This is a genomic window from Enterobacter cloacae complex sp.6700776, assembly GCF_048284255.1.
Lineage (GTDB): Bacteria > Pseudomonadota > Gammaproteobacteria > Enterobacterales > Enterobacteriaceae > Enterobacter > Enterobacter intestinihominis.
The window spans coordinates 1-290 of sequence record NZ_JBLVYK010000221.1 but is presented as its reverse complement, the minus strand read 5'-3'; the positions used below and the strand labels follow the sequence as shown (position 1 = coordinate 290).

1 pseudogene is annotated in these 290 nt (G+C 58.3%); it reads left to right on the top strand.

The features are described 5' to 3' along the window. Positions 1 to 290 (top strand): annotated as a pseudogene (locus ACNQ0T_RS23970) (bifunctional indole-3-glycerol phosphate synthase/phosphoribosylanthranilate isomerase); the annotation flags it as partial.

Here is a 290-nt window from a genome sequence, read left to right as displayed (position 1 = left end):
CAAGAAGGCCTCACCGTCGAAGGGGTTGATTCGCGAAGATTTCGATCCGGCAGCGATCGCCAGCATCTACAAGCACTACGCCTCGGCGATCTCGGTGCTGTGTGATGAGAAATATTTCCAGGGCAGCTTCGATTTCCTGCCGATCGTCAGCCAGGTCGCGCCGCAGCCGATCCTGTGTAAGGACTTCACCATCGACCCTTACCAGATCTACCTGGCGCGCTACTATCAGGCCGACGCCTGCCTGCTGATGCTCTCGGTGCTCGACGATGAACAGTACCGTCAGCTCTCGG